16 protein-coding genes and 1 pseudogene are annotated in these 19,354 nt (G+C 71.8%); 5 read left to right on the plus strand and 12 right to left on the minus strand.

Annotation, left to right across the window (positions count from 1 at the left end; translation table 11 throughout):
- From AC2H6A_RS05535 to AC2H6A_RS05550, 4 genes and pseudogenes are all read right to left on the minus strand, one after another.
- Positions 1-213, minus strand: a pseudogene (locus AC2H6A_RS05535) (hypothetical protein); the annotation flags it as partial.
- A 34-nt stretch (positions 214-247) separates the two neighbouring features.
- The gene (locus AC2H6A_RS05540; RefSeq protein WP_484272147.1) at positions 248-1,129 is read right to left on the minus strand and encodes an alpha/beta fold hydrolase; all 882 of its coding nucleotides are present in this window, start codon (positions 1,127-1,129) and stop codon (positions 248-250) included.
- A 173-nt stretch (positions 1,130-1,302) separates the two neighbouring features.
- Complete coding sequence (locus tag AC2H6A_RS05545; RefSeq protein ID WP_484272148.1) at positions 1,303-1,890, minus strand: peroxidase-related enzyme; 588 nt, start codon at positions 1,888-1,890, stop codon at positions 1,303-1,305.
- Complete coding sequence (locus AC2H6A_RS05550) at positions 1,887-2,675, minus strand: glycosyltransferase family 2 protein (protein WP_484272149.1); 789 nt, start codon at positions 2,673-2,675, stop codon at positions 1,887-1,889. The genes AC2H6A_RS05545 and AC2H6A_RS05550 overlap by 4 nt, the downstream gene beginning before the upstream one ends.
- Before the next feature lie 95 nt (positions 2,676-2,770).
- Between AC2H6A_RS05550 and AC2H6A_RS05555 the strand changes: the two genes are divergently transcribed.
- Positions 2,771-3,793: an NAD-dependent epimerase/dehydratase family protein gene (locus tag AC2H6A_RS05555; protein ID WP_484272150.1), complete on the plus strand. Its 1,023-nt coding sequence runs from the start codon at positions 2,771-2,773 to the stop codon at positions 3,791-3,793.
- Here AC2H6A_RS05555 and AC2H6A_RS05560 read toward each other — a convergent pair.
- From AC2H6A_RS05560 to dnaE, 5 genes are read right to left on the minus strand one after another with little or no spacing between them, the layout of a single operon-like run.
- Positions 3,781-5,082: an O-antigen ligase family protein gene (locus tag AC2H6A_RS05560; RefSeq protein ID WP_484272151.1), complete on the minus strand. Its 1,302-nt coding sequence runs from the start codon at positions 5,080-5,082 to the stop codon at positions 3,781-3,783. The two genes, AC2H6A_RS05555 and AC2H6A_RS05560, sit on opposite strands and share 13 nt — an antisense overlap.
- 25 nt (positions 5,083-5,107) lie before the next feature.
- Positions 5,108-6,205, minus strand: a complete 1,098-nt coding sequence (locus AC2H6A_RS05565) for a glycosyltransferase family 4 protein (protein ID WP_484272152.1) — start codon at positions 6,203-6,205, stop codon at positions 5,108-5,110.
- Between the two features lie 4 nt (positions 6,206-6,209).
- The gene (gene msbA, locus AC2H6A_RS05570; RefSeq protein ID WP_484272153.1) at positions 6,210-7,949 is read right to left on the minus strand and encodes a lipid A export permease/ATP-binding protein MsbA; all 1,740 of its coding nucleotides are present in this window, start codon (positions 7,947-7,949) and stop codon (positions 6,210-6,212) included.
- Entirely contained in the window at positions 7,946-9,106 is a 1,161-nt protein-coding gene (locus tag AC2H6A_RS05575) for a glycosyltransferase family 4 protein (RefSeq protein WP_484272168.1), read from the minus strand. The genes msbA and AC2H6A_RS05575 overlap by 4 nt, the downstream gene beginning before the upstream one ends.
- A 7-nt stretch (positions 9,107-9,113) precedes the next feature.
- A complete protein-coding gene (dnaE, locus tag AC2H6A_RS05580; RefSeq protein ID WP_484272154.1) occupies positions 9,114-12,581 on the minus strand; it encodes a DNA polymerase III subunit alpha in 3,468 nt (1,155 codons plus the stop codon).
- Between the two features lie 52 nt (positions 12,582-12,633).
- On the opposite strand from dnaE, the gene AC2H6A_RS05585 reads away from it, so the two are divergent.
- Together AC2H6A_RS05585 and AC2H6A_RS05590 are read left to right on the plus strand one after the other, a co-directional pair.
- Positions 12,634-13,512, plus strand: a complete 879-nt coding sequence (locus AC2H6A_RS05585; RefSeq protein WP_484272155.1) for a DMT family transporter — start codon at positions 12,634-12,636, stop codon at positions 13,510-13,512.
- Positions 13,509-14,342, plus strand: coding sequence for an HAD family hydrolase (locus tag AC2H6A_RS05590; protein WP_484272156.1), 834 nt, complete (start codon positions 13,509-13,511; stop codon positions 14,340-14,342). Before AC2H6A_RS05585 ends, AC2H6A_RS05590 begins: the two co-directional genes overlap by 4 nt.
- A 6-nt stretch (positions 14,343-14,348) precedes the next feature.
- Here AC2H6A_RS05590 and AC2H6A_RS05595 read toward each other — a convergent pair whose 3' ends face one another.
- Both AC2H6A_RS05595 and AC2H6A_RS05600 read right to left on the minus strand, forming a co-directional pair.
- Positions 14,349-14,909, minus strand: a complete 561-nt coding sequence (locus tag AC2H6A_RS05595) for a flavodoxin family protein (protein WP_484272157.1) — start codon at positions 14,907-14,909, stop codon at positions 14,349-14,351.
- Between the two features lie 136 nt (positions 14,910-15,045).
- On the minus strand, positions 15,046-15,744 hold the full coding sequence (locus AC2H6A_RS05600; RefSeq protein ID WP_484272158.1) for a pirin family protein: 699 nt from the start codon (positions 15,742-15,744) through the stop codon (positions 15,046-15,048).
- A gap of 121 nt (positions 15,745-15,865) precedes the next feature.
- Here AC2H6A_RS05600 and AC2H6A_RS05605 point away from each other — a divergent pair, with 121 nt between their 5' ends.
- Positions 15,866-16,858, plus strand: a complete 993-nt coding sequence (locus AC2H6A_RS05605) for a LysR family transcriptional regulator (RefSeq protein ID WP_484272159.1) — start codon at positions 15,866-15,868, stop codon at positions 16,856-16,858.
- Positions 16,851-17,741, plus strand: a complete 891-nt coding sequence (gluQRS, locus tag AC2H6A_RS05610; RefSeq protein WP_484272160.1) for a tRNA glutamyl-Q(34) synthetase GluQRS — start codon at positions 16,851-16,853, stop codon at positions 17,739-17,741. Before AC2H6A_RS05605 ends, gluQRS begins: the two co-directional genes overlap by 8 nt.
- A gap of 17 nt (positions 17,742-17,758) precedes the next feature.
- Here the strand turns inward: gluQRS and AC2H6A_RS05615 are convergent, their stop codons facing one another.
- Positions 17,759-19,321, minus strand: a complete 1,563-nt coding sequence (locus AC2H6A_RS05615) for a DEAD/DEAH box helicase (RefSeq protein ID WP_484272161.1) — start codon at positions 19,319-19,321, stop codon at positions 17,759-17,761.
- Between the last annotated feature and the right edge of the window lie 33 nt (positions 19,322-19,354).

Here is a 19,354-nt window from a genome sequence, read left to right on the forward strand (position 1 = left end):
GTTGATGAACTTCACCGGCTTGCTCGGCCAGGCCGCCTGGGCGCGCGCCTGGCTGCCAAGCACCCAGGGCGCGCCGAGCATCGCGCCGAGCGCGGCGCGCCGGCCCGGGCGATGCGAGGCGACCTCGGCGAGCGGGGACCGGGCCGGGCGCGCGCCCGCAACGGGCGCCGTGACGGCATCGGGATCGGGAACGCGAACCACTGCATCGGCCATGGGAGTCTCCTGGGTTGGACCCTGCGTGATGCCGTCAGCCGCCTGCCACCGGAACCCGCCGGGTGAGAAAGTCGATCACCGCGCCGGCGAAGACATCATTGCGATCGCCGGCCACCATGTGGGCCGCACCCTTCACATTGACGTACTCGCTGTGCGGGCACAGCGCCAGGAAGGCCTGGGCGCCCTCCTCGCTGAGCAGATCGGACATGCCGCCACGCACCAGCAGCGTGGGCAGCGTGATGCACCGCGCCGCGTCCTCGAGCCGATCGCGGCGATCTTCGCGGGTGGGCCGGGCGGCGCGAAAGCGCGGATCCCAGTGCCAGCGGTAGCGGCCGTCGGGGCCGAGGCGGACATTCTTGCCCAGGCCGTCGAGATTGCGCGGCCGCTCGCGGTGCGGCTGATAGCTGGCGATCGCCTCGGCCACCTCCTGCAGCGAGCCGAAGCCATCCGGGTTGCGGGTCATGAAGGCCTGGATGCGATCGACCCCGCCGGCCTCGATGCGCGGCGCGATGTCCACCAGCACCAGCGCGCTGGCCGGCACCTGCCCTTCGCCCGCGGCCGCGAGACTGGTGGCGCCGCCCATCGAGGCGCCCACCAGCACCACCGGACCGCCGCCGAGCGCGGCGACCACGCTGCGCAGGTCATCGAGCATGGCGTCCTGCCCGTAGCGGCCATCAGGGGCCCAGTCGGAGTCGCCGTGGCCGCGGGCGTCGAAGGCCACCGCGCGATAGCCGGCCGCACCAAGGGCCTGGCCCGCGCCCTTCCAGGCATGACGGGTCTGGCCACCGCCGTGCTGCAGGAGCACCAGGGGGCCATGTGCAGGGCCCCAGGCGTCGCCGGCGATGGTGACGCCGCCGGCGCCCGGCCAGCGGTGCATCGGTTCAGGGGTGCCGGGCAGGCGGGCACCGGCGCTCATCGGGCAGGACTCGGCAGCAAGAACGCGTCTCCTCGGGATGCGGCGACGAGCGCCGACCAGACCATCGTCGGCCGAGACTACCGCACGACCGGGCAAGCCCCGGTGTCAGGTACCGATCCGCGAAACGGGGTTGATCACCGACCGCGGCGCATGCCGTCGCCAGGGCTGGGGTGTCAGACCTTCTTCTCTCGCGGCACCCGCCCCATCAGGTAGAACTCGGGGTTGGGCATCATGCCGGACAGGTTGGCCATGCGGTTGGACAGCGCGAAGAAGGCGGCAATGGCGCCGATGTCCCAGGCGTCCTCGTCGCTGAAGCCGTGCTCGCGCAGCGCCGCGAAGTCGGCGTCCTCGAGCGCGCCCGAGGCGGTGGCCACCTTCATGGCGAAGGCAATCATCGCCCGCTGCCGCGGGGTGAGCGCGGCCTTGCGCCAGTTGGTGGCGAGCTGGTCGGCCAGCAGCGGCGCCTTCTCGAAGATGCGCAGCAGCGCGCCATGCGCCACCACGCAGTAGAGGCAGCTGTTGGCGGCGCTGGTGGCCACCACGATCATCTCCTTCTCGCCCTTGCTCAGGCCGTTCTCGCGCAGCATGAGCGCGTCGTGGTAGGCGAAGAAGGCGCGGCACTCGTCCGGGCGCCGCGCGAGCTTGAGGAACACATTCGGCACGAAGCCCGACTTTTCCTGCACGGCGAGGATCTTCTCGCGCAGGTCGTCGGGCAGGCTGTCCAGGGCGGGCAGCGGATAGCGGTCGGGGCTGGTGCTCATCGGGTGTCTCCATCGGAAGGGCTGGCTGGCGCGGGCAGGCCGGCCAGCCGGTAGCGCAGATAGGTGCTGCGCGCGTTCAGGGTGGCGATCGCCAGGCCGGCGCGGCCATCGAGCAGGCCCAGCCGCAGCAGGTAGCCGCGCAGGAAGCTCCAGCCGCCGTGCACCAGCACCTGCGCGAGCCCGCCGCGGCCGCGCTCGCGCAGGCGCTGGGCTCCGAGCCGGGCATAGCGCTCGGCCTTCTCGCGGGCGTCTTCGGGGGAGTCGACGCTGTCGTGCAGCAGCACGCCAGGCAGGCGCCCCTCGACGCCGTCGCACAGCAGGCGTTCATGCACCACATCATCGGAGAAGCGCGCCCGGCCACGGCGGAACAGGCGCAGCACGCGGTCGCCGCGCCAGTCGCCGAATCGCACCTCGCGGCCGCACCAGCGCGAGCGGCGCGAAAGCCAGTACGCGTCGGCAAGGGGCTCACCCCGGGCATCGGCGGCCATCAGCGCGGCGATGGCCCGGGCGAGTTCGGGGCCGGGCGCCTCGTCGGCGTCGAGCGAGAGCACCCAGCGGCCGCGGGCGGCGTCGATCGCGCGATTCTTCTGGCGACCGAAGCCCGGCCAGTCGGCGCTCTCGAGCACGGTGGCGCCGGCGGCACGGGCCAGCGCCACCGTGTCGTCGGTGCTGAAGGAGTCGAGCACCACCCGCTCATCAGCGCAGGGCACGCTCGCCAGGCAGCGCCCGATGCGATGCGCCTCGTTGCGGGTGATCACCACCAGACTGAGCTGCGGTTCGGTCATGCGCGCGATGGCGGTATCGGGGAGTGGGTGGCCGCAGCGGGCGGCCAGGCGGGCGCTGTTATCCTGCGCATTCTATTCGCAGGCTCCCGCTTCCCATGGCCCTCACCGTTCTGGTCACCGGCGCTGCCGGCTTCATCGGCATGCACACCTGCCTGCGCCTGCTCGCCGCGGGTCACCGGGTGGTGGGACTGGACAACCTCAACACCTACTACAGCCCGGCGCTCAAGCAGGCCCGCCTCGCGCGCCTGCAGGCCCTGCCCGGCTTCGTATTCATCCGGGCCGATCTCGCCGACACCACCGCGGTGGCGGCGGCCTTCGCGGCGCACCAGCCAAGCCATGTGGTGCACCTGGCCGCGCAGGCGGGCGTGCGCCATGCGCTGGAGCATCCCTACGACTACAGCGCCTCGAACCTCACCGGCGCCACCGCGGTGCTCGAGAACTGCCGGCGCCATGGCGTGCGGCACCTGGTGTTCGCGAGCAGCTCCAGCGTGTACGGCGGCAACACCCGCGTGCCCTTCACCGAAACCGATCCGGTGGACCACCCGGTGAGCTTCTACGCGGCCACCAAGCGTGCCAACGAACTGATGGCTCACAGCCATGCCCACCTGTTCGGCCTGCCGGTGACCCTGCTGCGCTACTTCACGGTCTATGGCCCCTGGGGCCGACCCGACATGGCGATCTGGCGCTTCACCGACGCGCTGCTGGCCGGCCGCCCGATCGAGGTCTATGCCGGCGGCGCGCTGGAACGCGACTTCACGCATGTGGATGACGCGGTGTCCGCCACGGTGGCGCTGCTCGAGCGCCCGCCGGCGCGCCAGACCAGCACCGATCCGGCGCGCTGGCAGGCGAACTCGCCCGACACCAGCTGGGCGCCCTTCGAGGTCTACAACGTGGGACGCAGCGACCCGGTCTCGGTGAACACGCTGCTGGCGCTGCTCGAGCAGGCCACCGGCCGTCAGGCGCTGCGCCAGGAGCTCGGCATGCAGCCCGGTGATGTCGCTCGCACCTTCGCCGATGCCGGCAAGCTCGCGCGGGCGATCGGCTTCAGTCCCTCAGTGCCGCTCGCGCAGGGGCTGGCCGGTTTCGTGGCCTGGTTCCGCGAGCATCACGGCCGCTGAGACCGGCCGGCGCGCGGCGCGGATGCCGACAGCAGCATGCCCAGCCCGATCATCGCGAGCAGGCCGTGCTCGTGGTGCAGCGTGGTGTTGAGCAGACCGGCCGCGGCGGTGATCACCAGCCCCGAGAGCGCGGTGAGCCAGACCGCGGCTGCATCCCGGTCGGCGCGGGCCCAGGCGAGGCTGCGCCGCAGCCGTGCGGCCCAGCCCGCCAGCAGCGCCAGCACCGCCGCAAGACCGAAACCGCCCTGTTCCGCGAACGCCGTGCCGTAGAGGCTGTGGGCGTGGGCGGTGAAGGTGTAGCCCGAGGTGTCGCAGACGCCGCCGGGCGGCGGCGGTGCGATCTCGGCACAGACCCGAGCCGGTGTCAGCCGCCCGAAGCCGTCCACGCCCAGACCGAAGAACGGGTAGGCCTGGCCGGCGGCGAGCGCAAGGCGGGCAAGCCGGTCGCGGTGCGAGGCGAGACCGCCGGCATCACCCGATTGAATGCGGAATTTGCCGACCAGGCCCGCGCCCTCGGGTTGCAGCGTGCGTCCGCTGAGCCCAGCCAGCGCGAGGTAGCCGACGAGCGCCGATACCAGCACCGCCACCAGTCCCAGGCGAAAGCGACGCCGGTCGCGCACCGGTTCAGCGAGCGGGAAAGGCGTGAGCCAGGCGATCAGGCCGAGCAGCACAGCCAGCGCCAACGCCGCGGCCCGGCTGCCCGAGACGAAGAGCGCGAGCAAGGCGATCAGGCCCGTGGCGGCGACCAGAAGCCTCACCCGTCGCGTGGCCGCCGGACCGAGCCCTGCCCAGACGGCGATCGCCACACCGATCGTCATGGCGAGGTAGATCGCCGAGTGGTTCACATGGCCGACCGAGTGCAGTTGCAGGAAAACCGGGGTGTCGGCGGTGAGCACCCGGGCGAGGCCCCAGAGACTGGCCACGGCGGTGCCGGCGAGCGCGGCCAGCAGCGGCACCCGGCAGTCGGCCGCACGGTAGCCGCGCCGCATCATCAGCCAGGGGACCGAGACAAGGCGCAGGACATCGCCCGCGCCGCGCCAGCCGGGAGGCGCGGATGCGCCCAGACCCGAGAGCAGCACGGCAGCGAGCAGCGCCGCCAGCACGGCATCCCAGACCGAGGGGCCGCCGCCGGGCACGGCACGATCGCGCCAGACCGCGCGGCCGGCGAGCACGGCCCAGCCCAGCCAGCACAGCTGCTTGGGCACCTCGAGCAGCGGCAGCGTGAACAGCAGGGCCGCCAGCAGCCCGATCTCCGCCCGCCCGACCGGCGAGCGCGACATCATGAGCATGCCACCCGGTCGAACCCCGCGAAGGTCATGGGCGCGCCACCGCGCCGAACACCGACAGCATGTCGTCGAGCATGCGCTCGCGGGTGAATCGGGTGAGCACATGCGTGCGGGCGCGCTCGCCGAGCGCCTGGCGCCAGACCGGGTCGGCGAGCAGGCCGGCCAGGGCCCGACCGAGGGCCACCGGGTCTTCGCGGGGGACCACCACCGCCGTCTGCCCGGGCAACGCCACCTCGCCGATCGCACCGGCATCGGTGGTCACGCAGGCCAGCCCGGAGAACATCGCCTGCATCAGTGCCTGCGGCACGCCCTCGTTGGCATACGAGGGCAGCGCGAAGAGGTCGAAGGCCCGCAGCCAGGGCGCGACCTCGGTCTGCTGCCCGGCAAAATGCACCAGCCCGGGCCGCGCAAGCGCCTCGGCCTGCGCCCGCAGCGCGTCCATCTGCGGACCGTCGCCGACCACCACCAGGCTCACCGGTCGTGACAGGCCGGCCACCGCCTCGATGAGGTAGCGATGGCCCTTCCAGCTGCGAAGCGTGGCCACGATGCCCACCAGGAGGCGGTCTGTGGGCAGGCCGAGCTCGACGCGCAGGGCCCGGCGCTCGTCAACATCGCGCGGCGGGCGGAAACGCTCTGGATCGATGCCGGTGGGAATCGAGGTGACCCGCTCGGGCTGGCAACCCAGCCCCTGGATGAGCTCGCGGCGCAGTTGCTCACCGGTGGTCACCACCCGGTGGCTGGCCCGCGCATAGAGCCAGCGGTTGGCGGCACTGGACGCCACCGGCGCGGAGATGTGCCGGGTGCGCACCAGCGGTGGCGCATCAGACAGGCTGGCGCAGGCCAGCGCCGACAGCCAGGTGTCGGTGGAGCTGTGGCTGTTGATGACATCGAAGCGCTGCTCGCGCAACAGCCCGCGCATGGCGAGCAGGCCGGCCACGCGCTTGCGGCCGATCGGCAGCCGGCGCACGGTGAGCCCGCGCGCCGCCGCGGCCTCGGCGATCGGGGCCTGCGGCGGGCAGGCCAGCCAGAGCTCATGGCCGCGGGCCATCAGGCCGCTGGACTCCTCGAGGATGCGGATCTCCTGCCCACCCCAGCCGCAGGACGCCTCGGTGTGCAGGATGCGCATGGGCTCAGGCCGCCGGCGCGAACTGCACCCGGTGCAGGCGCGCATAAGGGCCGTCGCGGGCGATGAGCTCGGTATGGCGACCCTGCTCGACGATGCGCCCGCCCTCGATCACCACGATGCGGTCGGCACGCTCCACCGTGGACAGGCGATGGGCGATGACCAGGGTGGTGCGCCCGGCCATCGAGCGCTCGAGGGCGTCCTGCACCTCGCGCTCGGTGTGGGTGTCGAGCGCCGAGGTGGCCTCGTCGAGCAGCAGCACCGGCGCGTTCTTGAGCAGGGCGCGGGCGATGGCCAGCCGCTGGCGCTGCCCGCCCGACAGGCGCGCGCCACGCTCGCCCACCGGCTCGTCCAGGCCGCCGGGCAGGCTGCGCACATGCGTGGCCAGGGCTGCCCGCTCGAGGGCCGCCCAGATCTCGGCATCGTCGACCGGCCTCGCGGTGCCGAAGGCGACATTGGCACGCACCGTGTCGTTGAACAGCACGATGTCCTGGCTCACCAGCGCGATCTGGTCACGCAGGCTGGCCAGTGTGAGCTCGGCGATCGGCACCTCGTCGAGCAGGATGCGGCCATCGGTGGGGGTGATGAAGCGTGGCAGCAGGTTCACCAGCGTGGTCTTGCCCCCGCCCGAGCCGCCCACCAACGCCACCAGCTCGCCGGGCCGCACCTCCAGGTCGATGCCGCGAAGAGCCTCGCGTTCGGCGCCGGGATAGCCGAAGCGCACCTGCTCGAAGCGCAGGGCGCCTCGACAGGTGGCCAGGCGCCGGGTGCCGGCATCCGGCTCGGCGGCCTGATCGAGCAGCTCGAAGACGCTCTCGGCGGCGGCCAGCCCGCGCTGCAGCGGACCATTGACATCGGCCAGGTGCTTGAGCGGGGCGAGCAGCATGAGCATGGCAGTGATGAACGACACGAAGCCGCCCACCGTGGTCTGGTTCTCGAGCGACTGCACCAGCGCGATCGACACCACCACCGCCACCGCCACCGCGGCGCACAGCTGGGTGATCGGCACGGTGGCGCCGCTGGCAATCGCGCTGCGCATGGCGAAGCCGCGCAGACGCTCGACGGTGCGGCCAAACAGCGTGGTCTCGCGCTGATAGGCGCCGAACACCTTGATCACCTTGTAGCCGTGCACCGCCTCCTCGACCACGCGGGTGAGCTCGCCGGTGTGCTCGAGGCTGCGGCGGTTGAGCTCGCGCATGCGCCGGCTGAAGACCGTGACCACCAGGGCGATCACCGGGATGAGCGCAATGGCCACCAGGGTGAGTTGCCAGTTGAGATAGAGCAGCCAGCCGAGCAGGCCGAGCACGACGATGGAATCACGGACCACCGTGGTGAGCACGCGGGTGGCGGCCACGGTGACATTGCCCACCTCGAACACGATCTTCGAGATGAGCAGGCCCGAGGCCTCGCGCTCGAAGTCGGCCGGGGGCAGGCGCAGCATGTGGGCGAACATCTCGCGGCGCATGTCGGCCAGCACCTTGTTGGCGACCCACGAGAGCGCGTAGTTGCTGGTGAAGGTGGCCAGGCCCCGGACCACGAAGATGCCGATGATGCCGGCCGGCACATACCAGAGCTCGATGCCTGTCTTGTCGACGAAGCCGCGGTCGAGCAGCGGCTTCATGAGCGCGGGGAACAGCGGCTCGGTACCGGCCGCCACCACCATGCCCGCCAGCGCGAGGACGAAGCCGCGCAGGTAGGGCCGGGTGTAGCCCATGAGGCGGCGATAGATGGCCAGACTGTTGGTCACGACCCGCGCGATTCTGCCAGAAGGCGCTGCCAGAGCCCGAGGAGGGCTTCGGCAGCGTCCTCGATCGGCCAGGCCTCGGCAGCGGCGCGCGCGGCCTGGCGCAGCGCCGGCCCGCGCGGCCCGGCCTGCGCGCCGGCGACCTCGACCAACGAGCCGGCGAAGGCCTCGACATCGAGGGCATCGTGCACGAAGCCGTTGAAACCCGGATCGATCAGCTCGGCCACCCCGCAATCGCGGCTCGCCACCAGCGGCAGGCCACAGGCCAGCCCCTCGAGCGCGGCATTCGGATAGGGATCGTAGAGGGCCGGGGCGAGCATCGCGTCCGAGGCCCACAGCAGGCCGCGCACATCATCGACGCCGCCCAGGAAGGCCACCCGCTCCTGCAGCCCCAGGGCCGCGACCTGCGCCTGGTAGCGGGCCATGCGCCGGTCGGTGCCGGCCACCAGCAGCCGGGCATCGCCGCCCACGCGGGCCAGCGCCGCCAGGGCCACCGCGAGGCCCTTGCGCTCGAAGCCCGAGCCCACGAAGGCGAACACCGGCGCGCTCGCCGGCAGGCCCAGCGCGGCGCGCGCCTGCGCGCGCTCGTCGCCCGTCGGCGGGCGAAAGCGTTCGAGATCGACACCGTTGCGCAGCAGGTGCAGGCGCTCGCGCGGCACACCGAAGCGCACCGAGATGTCCTCGAGCACCGCGCGCGAGTTGCAGATCACCGCGCGCAGGGCCGGGCTGGTGAACAGCGCGCGCTCCTCGCGCAGCACCCAGCGGTGATGGGGATCGGCGCGCATCAGCGCCGTGCGCCAGGCCGGCAGCACGCGCGCGCGCGCCTGCAGGTAGGACGCATGAACCCCGTCACCGGCCCGGTAGACCGGCACCCCGGCGATCCGCTCATGGCTCTGGACGAGGTCGAAGTGCTCGCGCGCCAGCACCGCGCGCACGCCGCGGGCAAAGGCGCTGTCGCGCCACACGCTGCCGAGGTGGAAGGGATCGACCCGCAGCAGGCGCACCGGCAGCCCGGCGCCCTCGGCGGCGGCGGGCCAGCGGCGCGCGATCACGGTGAGGGCCACGCCGGCGCCGGCCAGCGCGGCCATGGCCTGCCGGGTGTAGCGCTCGGCGCCGCCGTGCGGGTTGTAGCGGGCCCGCACGATGGCCACGGCCGGCACGCCCAAGTCAGTACTCGACCTGGACTGCGAGGGGATGCAGGCGCTCGCGCACCGCGGCGAGGAGATCTTCGCGCGGGCACACCCGCCAGCGCTCGCCGAGCTCGACGGCGCACCGTCCCTCGGTGTTGCCGTACTCGACGACCACCGGCAGGGGCGTCTCGGCCATGCCGGCATAGGGCTGGATGGCATCGCGCAGCAGCCCCACCTCGGCCACGCCGTTCAGGCAGATGCGCAGCCGCTTGCCGAACTCCTGGCGTGCCGCGGTGAGGTCGAGCACCCGCTCGGCCACCACGCGCATGCCGCCGCTGTAGTCGTCTCGGCTGACCTTGGCCTGGATGATCAGCAGCTCGTCATCGCGGATGAGGCTGCGGCAGCGCTCGAAGAGCTCGTTGTAGACCGCCACCTCGAGCTTGGCGCTGCCATCGTCGAGCACCACCGCGCTCATCTTGCCGCGGCGGGTCATCTGGGTGCGCTGCGAGGCGACGATGCCGGCCAGCCAGACCGGCTGGGGCGCGGGCTGCACGTCAGAAAGGCGCTGCCGCACGAAACGGCGGACCTCCTCCTGGAAGCCGGTGAAGAGATGGCCGGTGAGGAAGAAGCCGAGCGCGGCCTTCTCCTCCTGAAGGCGCTGCCGCTCGCTCCAGGCCGTGGCGCTGGCCCAGCGGATGGGCGCATCGCCCTCGCCGCCGTCATCGCCGCCGAACAGGCTGACCTGGTGGATGGCCGCCTCGCGGGCCTCGGCCGCTTCCATGGCCTGCGCGACATTGGCCAGGGTGCGGGCGCGATCGGGGTCGAGCCCGTCGAAGGCACCGGCACGGGCCAGGGCCTCGACCGAGCGGCGGTTGACCACCCGCCGATCAATGCGGGTGCAGAAGTCGTAGAGACTGCTGAAGGGGCCGTCGGCGCGGACCTTGAGGATGTTGAGCACCGCGGTCTCGCCCGCGCCCTTGACCGCGCCCAGGCCGTAGCGGATGGCCCGCCCGGCGCGCGACTTCATGCCCTCGGGCGCGGCCACCGGCTCGAAGCGGTATCCCGAGCGGTTGATGTCGGGCGGCAGCACCGGCACGCCGTTGTCCTTGGCGTCGGACACGAACAGCTGAACCTTGTCGGTGTCGTCCATGTCGGAGGACAGCGTGGCCGCCAGGAACTCCGCCGGGTAGTGCGCCTTGAGCCAGGCCGTCTGGTAGGTGACCACGGCATAGGCCGCGGTGTGCGACTTGTTGAAGCCGTACTCGGCGAACATGGCCATCAGATCGAACAGCTTGTTGGCCAGGGGCGCGCCGTAGCCCTTGCGCACCGCGCCCTCGACGAAAAGGTCACGGTGCTGGGCCATTTCCTCGGGCTTCTTCTTGCCCATGGCCCGGCGCAGCAGATCGGCGCCACCCAGGGTGTAGCCGCCGATGATCTGCGCAATCTGCATCACCTGTTCCTGGTAGACGATCACGCCGTAGGTGGGCTCGAGGGTCTGCTTCAGGTCAGGGTGGAAATAATCGATCTCGCCCAGGCCCTTCTTGCGCAGGATGAAGTCATCGACCATGCCCGAGCCCAGCGGCCCGGGGCGGTACAGGGCCAGCACCGCGATGATGTCCTCGAAGCGGTCGGGCGCCAGCTTCTTGAGCAGCTTCTTCATGCCATCGCCCTCCACCTGGAAGATCGCGGTGGTATTCGCGTCTTTCAGGACCTGGTAGGCGGCGGGGTCGTTGAAGGCAAGGGTATCGAGGCGGATGGGATCGTGCGGACGGCCGGCGTTCACATACTCGACCGCAAGCTGGATGATGGTGAGGTTGCGCAGGCCGAGGAAGTCGAACTTGACCAGGCCCACCGCCTCGACATCGTCCTTGTCGTACTGGCTGACCACGGAGTCGGTGCCCGGGGCCTTGTAGAGCGGGCAGAAATCGGTGAGGCGCCCGGGCGCGATCAGCACGCCGCCGGCATGCATGCCGACATTGCGGGTGAGGTCCTCGAGGGGTTCGGCCAGCGCCAGCAGCTCGCGCACCTCGTCTTCCTGGCGCTCTCGCTCGGCGAGCAGCGGTTCGCTCTCGCGGGCCTTGGCCAGCGACACCGGCTTGTTCTGCACCACCGGAATCAGCTTGGAGAGCTGGTCGCAGAAGGTGTAGCTCATGTCGAGCACGCGGCCGGCATCGCGGATGACCGCCTTGGAGGCCATGGTGCCGAAGGTGGCGATCTGGCTCACCGCCTGCTCGCCGTAGCGACGGCGAACATACTCGATGACCTTGTAGCGGTTGTCCTGGCAGAAGTCGATGTCGAAGTCGGGCATGGATACCCGCTCGGGATTCAGGAAGCGCTCGAAGAGCAGCGCGTACGGAATCGGATCGATGTCGGTGATGCCCAGCGAGAAGGCCACCAGCGAGCCCGCGCCCGAGCCCCGCCCCGGGCCCACCGGCACGCCGTTGGCCTTGGCCCAGTTGATGAAGTCGGCCACGATGAGGAAGTAGCCCGGGAAGCCCATCTGGACGATGGTGTCGCACTCGTAGGCGAGGCGTGCCTCGTACTCGGCGCGGCGGGACTCGCGCACGGCAGGGTCGGGGAAGAGCACCGGCAGGCGCTCGGCCAGCCCCCGCGCCGCCTCCTGGCGCAGGAAGTCGTCCAGACCCACGCCGTCAGGGGTGGGAAACTGCGGCAGACGGGCCTTGCCCAGGGTCATGGCAAGGTTGCAGCGGCGGGCGATGGCCACCGAGTTGGCCAATGCCTGGGGCAGATCGGCGAAGCGCTCGGCCATCTCGGCCTGGCTGAGGAAGTACTGCTCCTCGGTGAAGCGGCGCACGCGCCGCGGGTTGGCGAGAATCTCGCCCTCGGCGATGCACACCCGGGCCTCGTGCGCGCGGTACTCCTCGCGGCGAATGAACTGCACCGGATGCGTGGCCACCAGGGGAAGATCCAGGCGGGCGGCGAGCCGTGCGGCCTCGCGGGTGTGGGTCTCGGCCTCCTGGGCGCCGGTGCGCTGCACCTCCAGGAAGTAGCTGCCCGGAAAGCGGGCAGCCCACTGCCCGGCCAGGCGCGCCGCCGCCTCGGCATTGCCGGCGAGCAGTGCCTGGCCGACATCGCCGTGCTGCGCGCCCGAGAGCAGGATGAGGCCGGCATTGGGCTCGTCGAACCAGCGCGGCAGCATCTCGGCGCGGCCGCGGTACTCGTTGCCCAGCCAGGCCCGCGAGAGGAGATCGCACAGGCGCAGATAACCGGCCTGGCTGGCGGCCAGCAGCAGGATGCGGTGGGGACGATCGCGCTCGGCCTCGTTGGTGAGCCAGGCATCGACGCCGAGCACGGGCTTGAGGCCGCGGGCCCGCGCGGCCTTGTAGAACTTGATCCAGCCGAACAGGTTGGCCAGGTCGGTGATGGCCACCGCCGGCTGCTGATCGTCTGCCGCGGCCTGCACCAGGGAGTCGATCCGCACGATGGAATCGCTCACCGAGAACTCGGAGTGGACCCGGAGATGGACGAACTGGGTGGCTGACATCGGTAGAATTTTACCCTTCCGCTGGCTCCCGGCGGGTTGCCGGCTTCACCCAATGACATTCCCCGCCACGCATCGCCAGGCCGTCGTCCTGCTCGTCTTCTGCGCCCTGTGCTGGAGCATCGCCGGGGTCTTCACCCGCCTGCTCGAGCGCGCCGAGGGCTTCGAGATCACCTTCTGGCGCAGCCTGTTCTGCATCGTCTGCGTGACCGGCGCCATGGCCATGGGCGGGGAGCGGCGGCCGTGGCGGGCGCTGCGGGCCATGGGCCTGCCGGGCCTGGTCTCCAGCCTGATGTGGGCGGCCATGTTCACCTGCTTCATGGTCGCGCTCACGCTCACCAGCGTGGCCAATGTCATGCTCGTCACAGGTCTGTCGCCGCTGATGGCCGCGGTGCTTGGCCGGCTGCTGCTCGGCGAGCGGATCAGTGCCGGCACGGCCTGGGCGATCGCCGCGGCGCTGGCCGGCATCGCCTGGATGGTGCATGAGGGCGTCTCGGCCGAGGGCCTCGGCGGCATGCTGGTGGCGCTGGGCGTGCCCACCGCCGCGGCGCTCAACCTGGTGATCCTGCGCCGGCAGCAGGCCAGCCTCGACCTTGCCCCGGCGGTGCTCGGGGGCGCGCTGCTCTCCTGCCTGATCACCCTGCCGCTGGCCTGGCCGCTGTCGGCCAGCGGCTCCGATCTCGCCATCCTGGCCCTGCTCGGATTCGTCCAGCTCGGCATCCCCTGCCTGCTCCTGGTGCGCGTCGCACGCCATCTCGCCCCGCACGAGATCGCCCTGATCAGCCTGCTCGAGGTGGTGCTGGCACCGGTCTGGGCCTGGCTGGGCGCGGGCGAGGCGGTGGGTGCTGCCACCGTGCAGGGCGGGCTGGCCGTGGTGACCGCCCTGGCGCTCAATGCCTGGCTGCAGCGCGCCCCGGGCGCCCGGTCGGCATGAGCGCAGACGCCGGGCGAGGCGTGTCGGCGGCGGCCAGGCCCGCCGCCGCGCCCCGGCCGCTGGCCGAGATGCCGCGGCTGCCGCTGCGGGGTCTGCTCACCGACATCGATGACACCCTCACCACCGAGGGCCGGCTGCAGGCCTCGGCCTACCACGCGCTCGAAAGGCTTCATCAGGCCGGTCTGCGGGTGGTGCCGGTCACCGGCCGCTCGGCCGGCTGGGCACACATGATCCTCAAGACCTGGCCGGTGGACGCGGTGGTCGCCGAGAGCGGCGGGCTCTACCTGACGCGCGACGCCACCGGCCGCCTGATCGAGGTCACCCACCAGCCGCCCGCCGAGATCGCGGCCGGGCGCGCGGCGCTGCTCGCGCTCGCCACCAACCTGATCGATGCCCATCCCGGCCTCGCCTGGGCGAGCGACAACGCCTATCGCCGGGTCGATGTCGCCATCGACTGGTGCGAGGAGGTCGCCCCGGTGGCCGCCCCGCAGGTGGAGGCGGTGATCGCCGCGCTGCGGGCCGCGGGCTACCGCGCCCGCGCGAGCAGCGTGCACATCAATACCTGGCTTGGCGAGTTCGACAAGGCGCCGATGGCCCTGCGCTGCCTGCGCGAGCGCTGGGGCATTGACGCGCAGGAAGCCCGCGCCGCCTGGCTCTTCGTGGGCGACGCGCCCAACGACGCCTCGATGTACGAGCAGTTCCCGCTCAGCGTGGGCGTGGCCAACATCGCCCCGGCGCTGCCGCGGCTGCCGGTGCCACCGGCCTGGATCACCCGCGCCAGCCACGGCGCGGGCTTCGAGGAGCTCGCCGAGCGGCTGCTGGCGGGCTGACGCCGATCAGCGGCGCAGCGCGCGGGCGGTCTCGACGATGCGCCGGCCGTAATCGCGGGCCGAGGCCAGATCGCCCTCGGGCGGGCTCTGCTCGGGCGGCACATTGTCGGCCTGCGCCATGACACCCAGGTAGCTGCCCAGGCGGTTGATCGCATTGGGGTCGCCGGGCGTGGCCGCGGGATGCGTGCCGGTGCCCACCCAGATCATGCCGTGCTGCATGGCCAGCGTGACGAAGTAGCTCAGGGTGGAGAACTTGTCGCCCGACATGCTGAGCGAGCAGGTGAAGCCGCCGGCGAGCTTGTCCTTCCAGGCCTGGGTGAACCAGGCCTTTGCGGTGGCGTCGGCGAAGACCTTGAACGGGCCGGAAGGCCCGCCCATGTAGGTGGGCGCGCCGAACACGATCGCGTCGGCCGCACCGAGCGCGGCCCAGCCCGCGTCGTCGATGGCGGTGACATCGAGCAGGGTGACCTGGGTGCCGGCAAGCGCGGCCGCGCCCTGCTGGACGGCCTGGGCGACGCGGCGGGTGTGACCGTAGCCGGAGTGATAGGCGATGACGATGGCGGTCATGGAAGCTTTCGGGTGAGGGTTGGGAAGCGAAGGGAAAACGGGTTCGGGGAGGGGCTGCGGGGGGGGCTGCATGGGGCTGCAGGCAGGCGCGCGGTGATGCCGGCGGGCCGCGGCGGCCGGGCAGGCCGCGCGCGGTTCAGGGCAGATCGAAGACCAGCACTTCGGCCTGCTCGCCGGCGCCGAGTTCAACCGCCAGCTCGCCCGTGAGCTTGAGCGCATCGCCCGCGACCAGCGGGTGGCCATTGACCTGCAGACGCCCGCGGGCAAGGTGCACATAGGCGCGCCGGCCCGGCCGCAGCGGCAGTCGCGCGGCAGCGTCGCCGTCGAAGCAGCCAGCGTGCAGCCAGGCGTCCTGATGGATGCGCACCACCCCTGGCCCGCCCTGCGGCGAGGCCACGAGCGCGAGCCGGCCACGCCGGGCGTCAGGCTCGATGACGCACTGCTCGTAGCCCGGCTCGATGCCGCGGGCCGCCGGCTCGATCCAGATCTGCAGGAAGTGGGTATCGGCCTCGCGCTGGTGGTTGTACTCGGCGTGGGTCACGCCGCGCCCCGCGCTCATGCGTTGCACCTCGCCGGGCCGGATCACCGAGCCGTTGCCCATGCTGTCCTGGTGGGCGAGCGCGCCGTCGAGCACGTAGCTGAGGATCTCCATGTCGCGATGGCCGTGCGGCGGAAAGCCGGTGCCGGGCCCGATCCGATCCTCGTTGATCACCCGTAACGGACCGAAGCCCATGTGCGCCGGATCATGGTAGCCCGCAAATGAAAAGCTGTGAAAGGATTTGAGCCAGCCGTGATCGGCATGGCCCCGGTCTTCGCTGCGACGGATCTCGATCATGGTTGCCTCCGGCAGGGTCAGGTAGCAACCCGTTTCGGGGCTGCGAGATGCCGAAGTGTAGGCTCGCGACGACGCGGCCGGACTGCTAGGATTCGTCGACTTCATTCAAATTGATTGAACCATGATCACGCTCGACGCGCTGGCCGTGCTCGACACCATCGCGCGCCGTGGCAGCTTCGCGGCGGCGGCGGCCGAGCTCGGCAAGGTGCCTTCGGCGCTCACCTACACCGTGCGCCGCCTCGAGGAACAGCTCGATGTCCTGCTCTTCGACCGCCGCGGGCGCCGCGCCCGGCTCACGCCGGCCGGCCAGGAACTGCTCGATCAGGGCCGGCTGCTGCTGCGCGCGGCCGATGACCTCGCCTGCCGGGTGCGCGAGGTGGCCAGCGGCTGGGAGGTCGAGCTGCGCATCGCCCTCGATGCCGTGATCGCCTTCGACCGGGTCGAGCCCCTGCTCGCCGACTTCTATCGTCTGGGGGCGCCCACGCGCCTGCGCTTCTCGGTCGAGGTGCTCGATGGCGGCTGGGATGCGCTGCTCTCCGGGCGCGCCGATCTCGCCATCGGCATGAGCGGCGAAGCGCCGGCCGGGCTGGCGGCCAGCGGCGAGATCAGCGCCAGGCCGCTCGGCCCGGTGCGCTTCGTGTGGTGCGTGGCGCCGGATCATCCCCTCGCGCAGGCCGATGAACCGATCGACCCCGAGCGGCTGGTGCGTCATCGCGCCGTGGCGCTGGCCAGCAGCGCCCGCGCGCTGCCGCCGCGCTCGGCCGGATTGCTGTCGGGGCAGGAGACCCTCACCGTGGCCACGCTCGAGCAGAAGATCGCGCTGCAGATCGCCGGCCTGGGCGGGGGCTATCTGCCCGAGGCCTTCGCCCGCCCTCACCTCGCCGCCGGCCGGCTGGTGGCGCGGCGCACCCTGCGCCCTCCGCTGAGCGGGCCCGCGCAGTACGCCTGGCGGCGCGCTGCCCGGGGCAAGGCCCAGGCCTGGTGGCTGCAGCGCCTGGAGGTCGCCCGCGTGCGCCAGCAACTGCTCGCGGGCCCTGGGCCGGCTGCCGCCACGCCGTCAGCGTCCGTCACGCCATCCTCGCCACGCGCTTCGGCGCGGCTTCGCCATGGCTGAGCACCCCTACATCGGGCGCTTCGCGCCCTCGCCCACCGGGCCGCTGCATGCCGGTTCGCTGGTGGCCGCACTGGCCAGCCGGCTGGATGCCCTCGCCCACGGCGGACGCTGGCTGCTGCGCATCGAGGATCTCGATCCGCCGCGCGAAGTGCCCGGTGCCGCCGAGGACATCATCCGCACACTCGCGGCCTTCGGCTTCACGCCAGACGGTCCCATCGTCTTCCAGAGCCGGCGCCACCCCCTGTACCAGCAGGCCTTCGACAGGCTCCGCGACGCCGGCTGGGTCTATCCCTGCGGCTGCACCCGCAAGGAAATCGCCGACTCGCTGCAGCGCCAGGGCGATGCCCCGGAGCGTCACCGGGAACGGATCTATCCCGGCACCTGCCGTCACGGCCTGCGGCCCGGTCAGGCGGTGCGGGCCTGGCGGGTGCGGGTCGATGACATCGTGGTGCGCTGGCACGACGAGTCCCTGGGCGATCGTGAGGAGGCACTTGCGCGCAGCGTGGGCGACTTCGTGTTGCGACGCGCCGACGGCCTGTGGGCCTATCAGCTCGCGGTGGTGGTCGACGACGCACTGCAGGGCGTGACCCATGTGGTGCGCGGCGACGACCTGCTTGGCGCCACCGCGCGGCAGATCCACCTGCAGCAGCTGCTCGGCTGGCCGCAGCCGGTGTACCGGCACCTGCCGGTGGTCACCGATGCGCGGGGCGATAAGCTGTCCAAGCAGACCGGCGCGGCCGCGCTGCGAACCGATCAGGCCCTGCCAGCGCTGGAGCAGGCGCTCGCGCACCTGGGCATCGCCCCCACCGGCGCACGCAGCCTGGACGCATTCTGGCGTCAGGCGGTGCCGGCCTGGGCCGCGCATACCGGCGCCGCGCACTGAGCGCGGCGAGGCGCGGTTCAGCTCTTGCGGACCCCGCCAAGCAGCGCAGCCACCGGCCGGGCCTGACGCCGGCGCGGGCCGTTGCCCGGCGCCACATTGCCGGGAGCACCCGGAACGGCCGCACCGGCCGATTCGCCGGCCGCAGCCGGCGCGCCCGAGCCCGGCTCATAGGGCTTGTAGAAGAAGGGATCCTCGGAGTGGCCGGGCAGCTGGGTGCGCGGCCGCGGCTCGCGCCGGGGCGCGGCGGTGTCGCGCCCGGCATCGCGGGACGGGCCACGGCCGGCATCACGGCCGCCGTCGCGGGCACCCTCGCGAGCACCCTCACGCGGCCCTTCGCGCCAGCCATCACGCGACGGGCGGGCCTCGCGCGGACCTCGCCGCTCGCGCTCGCCATCACGGGCGCGCTCGGCCAGGGCGGCATCGAGGCTGAGGGTCTGCTGCGGGATTTCGCGCTTGATGAGCTTCTGGATGCCATCGAGCAGACGCTCGTCGGATCCGGTCATGAGCGAGAGCGCCACGCCGCTTGCGCCCGCACGGCCCGTGCGGCCGATGCGGTGCACATAGTCTTCGGGCGAGTAGGGCAGGTCATAGTTGATGACCGCCGGCAGCTCGGCGATATCAAGGCCGCGCGCGGCCACATCGGTGGCCACCAGCACCGCGATCTCACCCTTCTTGAAGCCCTCGAGCGTGGCCAGCCGCTCCTGCTGGCTCTTGTCGCCGTGAATGGCGTTGGCGTTCAGGCCGTCTTTCTCGAGCTGGCGGGCAAGGCGCCCGGCGCCGATCTTGGTGTTGGTGAAGACGATCACCTGCGAGAGCTGGCGATCGCGCACCAGCTGCGCCACCGCCGCCCGCTTGCTCTCGGCATCGGGCACGCGGTAGACGAGCTGCTCGACATTCTCGGCGGCGGCATTACGCCGGGCGACCTCGACCGAGACCGGATTCTGAAGGAAGGACTCGGCGAGCTTTCGGATCTCGCCCGAGAAGGTGGCCGAGAACATCAGGTTCTGACGCACCGGCGGCAGCAGGTTGATGATGCGCTGGATGTCGGGCAGGAAGCCCATGTCGAGCATGCGGTCGGCCTCGTCCATGACGAAGACCTCGGTGACGCCCAGCGACACGGTGCGCTGCCCGACATGGTCGAGGAGCCGGCCCGGCGTGGCGATCAGCACCTCGGCGCCCTGGCGCAGCGCAGCGATCTGCGGCGCGATGTCCACGCCGCCGAAGACCACGGTGGAGCGCAGCCCGGTGTACTTCGCGTACTCGCGCACATTGGCGTAGATCTGGTCGGCCAGCTCGCGGGTGGGCGCAAGGATGAGCGCGCGCACCGGATGGCGCGCCGGCGAGGCGCTGTGATTGGCCAGCGGCATCAGCCGCTGCAGGATGGGCAGCGCGAAACCGGCGGTCTTGCCGGTGCCGGTCTGGGCGGCGCCCATGACATCGCGCCCCTGGATGACCAGCGGGATGGCCTGAGCCTGGATGGGCGTGGGTTCGCGGTAACCGAGCTCGGTGACCGCGCGCAGGATGGGCTCGGCCAGGCCGAAGTCGTTGAAGGTGGTGACGATGCTGGGCGTGGTGTTCAAGGGTGTGTGGGGCCCGGGACGAGGCCGCGGACC

The organism is Quisquiliibacterium sp. (assembly GCF_982640115.1).